The sequence below is a fragment of the Streptomyces sp. NPDC054840 genome (assembly GCF_053611065.1).
Genome location: NZ_JBSGZP010000393.1, coordinates 1 through 6,937, shown reverse-complemented (window position 1 = coordinate 6,937; position 6,937 = coordinate 1). Strand labels below are relative to the sequence as shown.

General features: G+C 72.7%; 7 protein-coding genes and 1 pseudogene. 4 read left to right on the top strand and 4 right to left on the bottom strand.

What is annotated here, in order from left to right; translation table 11 throughout:
* The 3 genes and pseudogenes from ACWGIU_RS24770 to ACWGIU_RS24760 all read right to left on the bottom strand — a co-directional run.
* Positions 1-202, bottom strand: a pseudogene (locus ACWGIU_RS24770) (VanZ family protein); the annotation flags it as partial.
* A 125-nt stretch (positions 203-327) separates the two neighbouring features.
* Positions 328-1,362, bottom strand: a complete 1,035-nt coding sequence (locus tag ACWGIU_RS24765) for a PHP domain-containing protein (RefSeq protein ID WP_453709195.1) — start codon at positions 1,360-1,362, stop codon at positions 328-330.
* Positions 1,363-1,420: 58 nt separating this feature from the next.
* Positions 1,421-1,906, bottom strand: a complete 486-nt coding sequence (locus tag ACWGIU_RS24760) for a MarR family winged helix-turn-helix transcriptional regulator (protein ID WP_453709193.1) — start codon at positions 1,904-1,906, stop codon at positions 1,421-1,423.
* Between the two features lie 128 nt (positions 1,907-2,034).
* On the opposite strand from ACWGIU_RS24760, the gene ACWGIU_RS24755 reads away from it, so the two are divergent.
* The gene (locus tag ACWGIU_RS24755; protein WP_030770995.1) at positions 2,035-2,445 is read left to right on the top strand and encodes an organic hydroperoxide resistance protein; all 411 of its coding nucleotides are present in this window, start codon (positions 2,035-2,037) and stop codon (positions 2,443-2,445) included.
* A gap of 77 nt (positions 2,446-2,522) precedes the next feature.
* Positions 2,523-4,205: an FAD-dependent monooxygenase gene (locus ACWGIU_RS24750; protein WP_453709191.1), complete on the top strand. Its 1,683-nt coding sequence runs from the start codon at positions 2,523-2,525 to the stop codon at positions 4,203-4,205.
* A gap of 62 nt (positions 4,206-4,267) precedes the next feature.
* On the opposite strand, the gene ACWGIU_RS24745 is transcribed toward ACWGIU_RS24750, so the two are convergent.
* Positions 4,268-4,636, bottom strand: coding sequence for a DUF6204 family protein (locus tag ACWGIU_RS24745; RefSeq protein ID WP_453709189.1), 369 nt, complete (start codon positions 4,634-4,636; stop codon positions 4,268-4,270).
* 173 nt (positions 4,637-4,809) lie between these two features.
* On the opposite strand from ACWGIU_RS24745, the gene ACWGIU_RS24740 reads away from it, so the two are divergent.
* Both ACWGIU_RS24740 and ACWGIU_RS24735 read left to right on the top strand, forming a co-directional pair.
* Entirely contained in the window at positions 4,810-6,087 is a 1,278-nt protein-coding gene (locus ACWGIU_RS24740; protein ID WP_453709187.1) for a VWA domain-containing protein, read from the top strand.
* A complete protein-coding gene (locus ACWGIU_RS24735) occupies positions 6,087-6,917 on the top strand; it encodes a hypothetical protein (protein WP_453709185.1) in 831 nt (276 codons plus the stop codon). The genes ACWGIU_RS24740 and ACWGIU_RS24735 overlap by 1 nt, the downstream gene beginning before the upstream one ends.
* Positions 6,918-6,937 lie beyond the last annotated feature (20 nt).

Here is a 6,937-nt window from a genome sequence, read left to right as displayed (position 1 = left end):
GCGTGACCAGCGTCATGAGCACCACACCGTTGAACGTGTCGAAGCAGCCGTGCCACCGTCCGGCCATGCACATCGGAGCGGACATCATGAGCGGCCGCCGCACGACGTGGGCGGCGCCCGCCAGGCCGAGGACCGCCAAGCCCAGGAGCACGATCGCGCGCGTGCGACGGGGTGGTGCCGACAGGGGTGCGTCATGGTTCATGCCGCCATTCCATGCGGAGGGCGGTTGCGGTGGCGTATGCGATTTTCGATACGCCCGCGATACCCGCGATACCCGCGATACCCCGCGATGTCCGTAATACGCCACGGACTGCGACGGGACGCCCGTCAGGGCATCTCCCGGGTGCGGGTCCAGGCCAGGAGCCCGTCCGCCGGCCAGGTGTTGATGACGCGCCCGGCCGGAACCTCGCACTCCACCGCCCTTTCGCAGCCGGCGATCTGCCAGTCGAGCTGGCCGGGGGCGTGCGCGTCCGTGTCGACCGCGAAGAAGGTGCCGGCTGCCACGGCGATCCGCAGCAGCCGCCGGGGCGGGTCCAGCCGTTCGGGCCGGCTGTTGATCTCCACGGCGGTACCGCTCTCCGCGCAGGCCGCGAAGACCGCCTCCGCGTCGAACTGCGACTCCGGCCGGGTCCGGCCGGTGACCAGCCGCCCCGTGCAGTGGCCCAGGACGTCCATCAGCGGGTTCCGTACGGCCGCCAGCAGCCGCCGGGTCATCGCGGGGGAGTCCATCCGCAGTTTCGAGTGCACCGAGCCGACGACCAGGTCGAGCTGTTCCAGCAGCTCCGGTTCCTGATCCAGGGCCCCGTCGTCCAGGATGTCGCACTCGATGCCGGTGAGCAGCCGGAAGGGCGCCCAGGTGTCATTGAGCTCGGCCACCACCCGCAGCTGCTCGCGCAGCCGCTCCGGGGAGAGTCCCCGCGCGACGGTCAGGCGCGGCGAGTGGTCGGTGAGCACGGCCCATTCATGGCCCAGCGCGGCCGCCGCCCGTCCCATCGCCTCGATCGGACTGCCGCCGTCGGACCAGTCGGAGTGCAAGTGGCAGTCCCCGCGCAGGGCCGCCCGTAGCGCGGTGGCGGCGGGTGTGGCCGGCGGCCCCTCGGGGTGTGCGGCGATCTCGTCCTCCAGCGTCTGCAGATAGGCGGGGACGGCTCCGCCGACTGCCTCCCGGACGACCTGGGCCGTTTTGGGGCCGATGCCCTTCACGGCCTCCAGGGAACCGGCCGCGACCCGTTCGGCCACCTCGCTCTCGCCCATCCGGGTGATGGCGGCCGCCGCGGACCGGAAGGCCCGTACCCGGTAGGTGGGCGCCTGCGCGCGCTCCAGCAGGAAGGCGATCCGGTCCAGCGCCGCAACCGGGTCCATCGCGTACCTCCTGCCCGCCGTCCCGCTTCCCGGACCCAGTGTCCGGTGCGGGAGGCGGCTACGCCTCTCCGGCCTCCCGGGGCACGGCGGCGTCGAGGGCGGCGGTGAGCCGGTTCAGCCGGGCCTGGAGGTCGAGGACCTCGGTGAGCTCGAAGCCGGTCGCGGCGGCGATCCGGCGGGGCACCTCCACCGCCCGGACGCGCAGCGCGGCGCCCTCTGCGGTCAGGTGGGCGTGCACGGACCGCTCGTCCTCGGTGCTGCGTTCGCGGCGGACCAGGCCGGCCGCCTCCAGCCGTTTGAGCAGCGGGGACAGCGTTCCGGAGTCCAGCCGCAGGTGCTGCCCGATGTCCTTGACCGGCATCTCGCCGTGCTCCCAGAGCACGAGCATCACCAGGTACTGGGGGTAGGTGAGCCCGAGATCCTTGAGCACGACGCGGTAGAGGCCACCGAAGGCACGGCTCGCCGCGTTGAGCGCGAAGCAGATCTGGCCGTCGAGGCGCAGGAAGTCCTGGTCGGCGTGGGTCGCGGTGGTCGGCTCGGTCATGACGCCCAGTGTACCCGGGAAGAACTTGCGAGGCATTGAATTGTGCACAACTGAATTGTGTGTTCTAGTAGTGGAGCGCGGCCGACCACCGGCCGCCACCACGGTTCATTTCTGCGAGAGGACCTCTCATGGACGCGCTCTACACCGCTGTCGCCACCGCCAACGGCCGCGAGGGCCGCACCGTCAGCTCCGACGGTCAGATCGACCTCGCTCTCGCGATGCCCCCGGCTCTCGGCGGCAACGGGCAGGGCACCAACCCCGAGCAGCTCTTCGCCGCCGGCTACGCGGCCTGCTTCGCCAGCGCGCTCGGTCTGGTCGGCCGCCAGGCCAAGGCCGACACCAGCGAGGTCTCGGTCACCGCGGAGGTCTCCATCGGCAAGGACGGCGCCGGCTTCGGCCTGGGCGTCACCCTGCGCGTCGAGCTCCCCGAGTCCCTCGCCGGCGAAACGGGCGCCCTGCTGGTCAAGCAGGCGCACGAGGTCTGCCCCTACTCCCGCGCCACCCGCGGCAACATCGACGTGGACCTCGTGATCGAGTAAAGATGCCGGACACCCGGCGGGCGGCCACCATGGAGGGGCACTCACTCCTCTGGGGGGCCGCACGCCAGGAGGTGCCGGTGGCGCACACCTACGCAACGGACGTACTGGTCGTCGGCGCCGGCCCGGTGGGGCTGACCGCCGCCGCGGAGCTGCGCCGCCGGGGTGTTTCCTGCCGGATCGTCGACCGGCTGCCCGCCCGGCTGCCGTTCGCGAAGGCCGTGGGCATCCAGCCGCGCACCTTCGAGGTCTGGGACCGCATGGGACTGGTCCGCACCGCCCTGGAGGCGGCCGTCCCGATGCGGGGCCAGTTCCTCTACGTCAACGGGGCTGAACAGCCCCGCGTCGACCTTTCCGTGCCGCCCGAAGTCCCGTACGGGTTCGCGGCGCTTCCCCAGTACGAGACCGAGCGCATCCTCGACGAGTACCTGGGCCGCTTCGGCGCCGCGGTCGAACGCGGCACCGAGCTGGTGGCGTTCAGCCAGGACGCCGACGGGGTGACCTGCCGGCTGCACACCCCCTCCGGGGCGGAGGAGGAGGTACGCACCCGCTTCCTGGTGGGCTGTGACGGCGCCCACAGCATCGTCCGCAAGGGACTCGGCCTCAGCTTCGAGGGCGGGGCCTTCGCCGAGGAGTACATGCTCGCCGACGTACGCGTCGACTGGGACGTGCCGCCCGGATACGGCCTGCGCGCCATGCATCTGGGCGGTGACGGGGCGGTCGACGACGTGCTGGTCTGCATCCCCCTGCCCGGCCGGGGCCGGTACCGCATGTCGATGATGGTGCCGCCCGAACTCTCCACCGCAGGACAGGCCGGAGCCGCCTCCGACGGCATCACTCACGGCCTGCAGAGCGACCGGGCCGGCCGGGCCCCCGTACTGGCCGACATCCAGACGGTCCTGGACCGGCTCTCACCGAAGCCCACCACCGCCTTCGACATCCGCTGGACGTCGGTGTTCCGCATCAGCCACCGGATCGTGGACCGCTACGGCGACGGCCGGGTCTTCGTCGCCGGGGACGCGGCCCACATCCACCCGCCGACCGGCGCCCAGGGCATGAACACCGGTATCCAGGACGCCTGGAACCTGGCCTGGAAGCTCGCACTGGCCTGCTCGGGCGCCGCCCACCCCGCCCTGCTCGCCGGCTACGACGCCGAGCGCCGGCCCGTCGGCGAGGAAGTCGTCGGCCGCACCGTACGGCACGCAGTCGAGGGAATGGAGAACGACCCCGACGACCCGGCGACCCTGATGATGCGCGAGGCCCAACTCCTCGTGGGCTACCGGGGAAGCCCATCCGTGGACTCGGCCGGCGGGGGCGAGGGCCCCCGGCCCGGCGACCGGGCGCCCGACTGCGCGGGCCTCACCGGGCCGATCACCGCCTACCCGGCACGCCTGTACGACGTCCTGCGCGAGCGGGACCACGTCCTGCTGCTGTACGGGGACCGGCCCGAACCCGGCCCCGCGTCCGGCCTCGACGAACTCGTACGGACGGCCCGGAAGTCCTCCGGCGGCCGGATGGAGATCTGCCTGGTGGTCGCGGCCGACGCGGACGCCGACGCGGATGCGGCGATCGAGGCCGACGGGACGACGCTGCCGGTCTACACCGACAGCCGGGGCGAGTTCGCCCGCCTGTACGCGGCCGAGGAGCCCACGGCCTTCGTGATCCGCCCGGACGGATACCTCGGCGCCCGGCTCTCCCCGCCCGCCCCGCGGCAGCTGGCCGCACACCTCGCGAACGTCTTCGCCGCGAACCCGCCGAACTGAACCCGCCAGGGCCGAACCGAGCCGCCAGGGCCGAACCGAGCCGTCAGGGCCGAACCGAGCCGTCAGGGCCGGGCGCCGGACCGGGCGGCCTCCCGGCGCTGTCGCTTGCCCAGCGGGGCCAGCGACAGGTCCTGAGCCTGCGACCGCAGCTGCTTGAAGCCGTACCCGCGCTCGGACAGCCAGCCCTCCGCCGCCAGCTCCGCCCGGGCGGTCGCGTCGAGGATGTCCTCCTCGGCCTCGCCCGAATCCAGGAAGCGGAAGGTGAAGAAGGGGCGGGCCGCGAGGTCGTAGGAGAGGTGCCCCTCGGTGGTGAACTCCGCGCGCAGCATGTCGTGCTCGGGCGCGGCGGCGAGCAGCTCGGCGCTCTGGTCGTCGGTCAGACCGTCGAACGAACCGCGAACGGTGATACGGAAGGTACGGGTAGCACTCATCCCCGGAGCCTAGATCGGACGCTCCGTCCCATGCACCCGGATATCCGCCGGTCCGACCGGCCCATCACCTCGTGGAGGGCCTACGCAGGGCCGCGTACACCCCACGGACACCCCGAAAGCCCCGGCCGGGAGCCCGTTTTGGATTGCCGGACGATCCTCAATACGATCCGGCGATGATCACAAGAAAACGGCTTGCGGTCGGGGCGTGCGGCCTGCTCGCCGCCCTGGCCGTCGGGCTCTTCCCGGCGAGCGCCACCGCCGCCGACGAACCGACGGTGAAGGAACCCCCCAAGGTCGACCTCGTCCTCGACGTGAGCGGCTCCATGCGGGCCAACGACATCGACGGACAGTCCCGCATGGCCGCGGCCAAGCAGGCCTTCAACGAGGTCATCGACGCGGTCCCGGCCGAGGTACGCCTCGGCATACGGACCTTGGGGGCAAACTACCCCGGGGACGACCGGGCCCTCGGCTGCAAGGACACCAAGCAGCTCTACGCGGTCGGCCCCCTCGACCGGACGGAGGCGAAGACCGCGGTGGCCACCCTCGCCCCGACCGGCTGGACGCCGATCGGACCGGCCCTGCTCGGCGCGGCCCAGGACCTGGAGGGCGGCAACGGCTCCAAGCGGATCGTGCTCATCACGGACGGCGAGGACACCTGCGCCCCGCTCGACCCGTGCGAAGTGGCGCGCGACATCGCCGCCAAGGGCATCCACCTGGTCATCGACACCCTCGGCCTGGTCCCGGACGCCAAGACCCGGGCGCAGCTGACCTGCATCGCCGAGGCCACCGGCGGTACCTACACCTCGGTGCAGCACAAGGCGGACCTCTCCAGCAGAGTGAAACAACTCGTCGACCGGGCCGCGGACCCGGTCGTCAACCCGGTGGCCACCGAGGGCGCGAAGCAGTGTGAGGGCGCCCCGCAGCTGAAGGCCGGCCTCTACAGCGACCGCGAGACCTTCGGTGAACATCGCTGGTACCGGGTCGACGTCCTCCCCGGCCAGGAACTGCGCGCCTCCGTCAGCATCGGCGCCGACCGTGCCGTCAACAACGACTACGGCGTCCTGCTGCGCGCCACCACCGTCCACGGACGGGAGATCGTGCGCGGCTCAGAGGCGGGTGACGGGCGCACCGACGTCCTCTCCACCGGCCTGCGCTACCCGAAGGCCGAGACCGACGGCGCGGATTCCGGCGACAAGCCCGTGCCCGAGACCGTCTGCCTCCAGGTCAGCAACTCCTTCTCCGCCCCCGCCTCCGTCAAGACGACCCCGGGCATGCCCGTCGAGCTGACCATCGACCTGGTGGACGGCCCCGACGAAGCCTCCGACGTCGCCGCCTTCGGCCTCGGACGGGGCTGGTGGCTGCTGGCCGTACTGGCGCTCGCCGGACTGCTGGCCGGTCTGGTGTGGGGATGGATCTCCCGCTGGCGCGTCTCCGTCTGGAGGACCAACTGATGCGCAGAGTAGGCACACCGACCGCATTCCTGCTGGCCGCGGCAGCCGCCCTCACGGTTGCGGGTACGGCCGTGGGCACGGCCGTCGCGGAGACACCCTCGCCGAGCGCCCCCGCCACCGCCACCGCCACCGCCAGTGCCGGTCCGGGCGGGGCCAAGGCCGAATCGGCTCCGACCGAGGCCGGCACCAGCTTCCGTACCGCGGCGGCGTTCCGCCCGGGCCAGAAGGCCACGGCCGGCGCGTCCAGCGGCGACTACCTCTACTGGGTGGTGCCGCTCGACGCGCAGCAGCGCGCCACGGTGAAGGCCGCCGTCACCCTGCCCGAGTCGGCGGCCCGGCACGGCGCCTCGACCTGGCAGCTCGACGTGTACGACGGACTGCGCCGCCGGCAGGCGTGCACCTATGGCACGCAGACCGCGGCCGCGGCGAAGGAAGCGGCCACGGTCGAACTGTCCTGCACCCTGCGCACCGTACGCGCCGGCGCCGACCAGTGGGCCGACGATCCACTGCCGGGCAGCTACTACGTACGCCTGACGGTCGTCGACCTGCCGGACGAGGACAAGGGCCTCCCGGTGCGCGCGGCCGTCGAGGCCGAGGTGAAGGAGACCGGCGGCATCCACGCGGTGGACGGCACGCTGTCCACCCCGCTGGTCGCCGGCACGGTGACCGCGACCCTGCGCGAGCCCGAGGACGGCTGGTCCGGCGGCTGGTGGTCGGACCGCTGGATCTGGACCGCCGCGGGCGGCGTGCTCGCCGCCCTCGCGGGCCTCCTCGGACACTCCCGGACGCGCGGCACGGGCCGCCCGTCCAGGGTTCCGCCGGGCGCCTGAGAACCGGGGAGGCCGCGCCC

Excerpts from the sequence above, each read along its gene's own strand:
- ACWGIU_RS24765 (WP_453709195.1), bottom strand. The coding sequence starts at position 1,362 with ATGGACCCGGTTGCGGCGCTGGACCGGATCGCCTTCCTGCTGGAGCGC.
- ACWGIU_RS24760 (WP_453709193.1), bottom strand. The coding sequence starts at position 1,906 with ATGACCGAGCCGACCACCGCGACCCACGCCGACCAGGACTTCCTGCGC.
- ACWGIU_RS24755 (WP_030770995.1), top strand. The coding sequence starts at position 2,035 with ATGGACGCGCTCTACACCGCTGTCGCCACCGCCAACGGCCGCGAGGGC.
- ACWGIU_RS24745 (WP_453709189.1), bottom strand. The coding sequence starts at position 4,636 with ATGAGTGCTACCCGTACCTTCCGTATCACCGTTCGCGGTTCGTTCGAC.
- ACWGIU_RS24740 (WP_453709187.1), top strand. The coding sequence starts at position 4,810 with ATGATCACAAGAAAACGGCTTGCGGTCGGGGCGTGCGGCCTGCTCGCC.
- ACWGIU_RS24735 (WP_453709185.1), top strand. The coding sequence starts at position 6,087 with ATGCGCAGAGTAGGCACACCGACCGCATTCCTGCTGGCCGCGGCAGCC.